We start from the raw sequence: 1,670 nt of genomic DNA on the forward strand, positions 1-1,670 counted from the left end.
GCCCACGAGCCGGTCGCGGCGCGGGGACGAATAAGCTACGTCCGACGATCCGTCGCCCCGCGCCTCGAGCGCCGCTCCCTCTCGGTCCCGCCGTGCGAATCCGCACCGCCGGGGCCGGCATCCCCCCTCCCGGAGGTCCCGATGACCCACTCCCCCGCCGCGCGCATGCACGAGGTCAGCGACGAGACGCGCGACATCGTCGACATGGTTCTCGAGTACTCCCGGGGTCGGCTGAACGCCGAGGACACCCCCCTCGACAAGCCCCTGCCCGCCGCCGAGCTGACCCGCCTGGCCGGACGCACCATCGACGAGAAGGGCATCGGCGCGCGCAAGGCGCTCGGCGTCTTCGAGCACGTGCTGGCCCCCGCGTGCATCACCACCGACGACCCGCGGTACCTGTCGTTCATCCCCAGCGCCCCCACCAAGGCCGCCGCGGCGTTCGACCTGGTGGTGTCGGCGAGCGCGCTCTACGGCGGCTCGTGGCTCGAGGGCGCGGGCGCCGTGCACGCCGAGAACGAGGTCCTGCGCTGGCTGGCGAACGAGTTCGGTCTGCCCGCGGGCGCCGGGGGCGTCTTCGTGCAGGGCGGGACGCTCGGCAACCTCTCGGCCCTGGTCGCCGCTCGCGAGGCTGCACGCGATCGGTTCGCGGATGCCGGAAAGCCCCGCCCCGACGCGTGGCGCGTGGTCTGCAGCGTCGAGGCGCATTCCTCGATCGCCTCGGCGGCCCGCGTGATGGACGTCGAGGTCGTGGGCGTGCCGGTGGGCGAGGACGGCGTATTGCGCGGAGACGCGGTGCGCGCGGCGCTGGACGAGCACGGCGACAGCGTGTTCGCCGTGGTCGCGACCGCGGGCTCGACCAACTTCGGCATCGTCGACGACATCGCCGACGTCGCCCGCGCGGTCGCGGGCACCGACGTCTGGCTGCACGTCGACGGCGCCTACGGCCTGACCGGCATGCTGGCGCCCCGCGCGCGGCATCGTTTCGCCGGCGTCGAGCACGCCGACTCCCTCGTCGTCGACCCGCACAAGTGGCTGTTCGCCCCGTTCGACGCGTGCGCGCTGATCTACCGCGACCCCGAGCTCGGCCGTCGCGCGCACACGCAGCACGCCGAGTACCTCGACACCCTCACCGAGACGAGCGACTGGAGCCCCTCGGACTTCGCGGCGCACCTGACGCGACGCGCCCGCGGCCTGCCGCTGTGGTTCTCGCTCGCCACCTACGGCGCCGCGGTCTACCGCGAGGCGATCACCTCGGCGATCGACCTGGCCGAGCGCATCGCCGAAGAGATCGAGCGCCGCCCCGACCTGACGCTCGTGCGCCGCCCCCAGCTCGGCGTGGTCGTGTTCGAACGCGTCGGCTGGGCCAAGGCGGACTACGACCGCTGGTCGGCGCGGCTGCTCGACGACCAGCACGCCTTCGTCACGCCCTCGAGCCACGCCGGCCGCGTGAACGCCCGCTTCGCGATCCTCAACCCGCGCACGACGTTCGACGACCTGGTAGGGATCCTCGACACGATGGTGTGAGGCGCACCGCGGTCTCCGGCGTGTGCACAACGGCGGGGATCGTGCTCGCGCGAAGCGCAGGCGTGCACAACGGCGGAAGCCGTGCTCGCCTGAACCGTCGGGGTGCACAACGGCGGGGATCGTCGCCGACACGCCGTCGTCTGCAC

General features: G+C 73.2%; 1 protein-coding gene. It reads left to right on the forward strand.

Going from position 1 to position 1,670, the window contains the following annotated elements:
• The first annotated feature begins 141 nt into the window (after nt 1–141).
• Nucleotides 142–1,524: an aminotransferase class V-fold PLP-dependent enzyme gene (locus tag DBR36_RS11965; RefSeq protein WP_108319674.1), complete on the forward strand. Its 1,383-nt coding sequence runs from the start codon at nt 142–144 to the stop codon at nt 1,522–1,524.
• Nucleotides 1,525–1,670 lie beyond the last annotated feature (146 nt).

It is taken from the genome of Microbacterium sp. HMWF026, from assembly GCF_003061325.1.
GTDB classification, from domain to species: domain Bacteria; phylum Actinomycetota; class Actinomycetes; order Actinomycetales; family Microbacteriaceae; genus Microbacterium; species Microbacterium testaceum_E.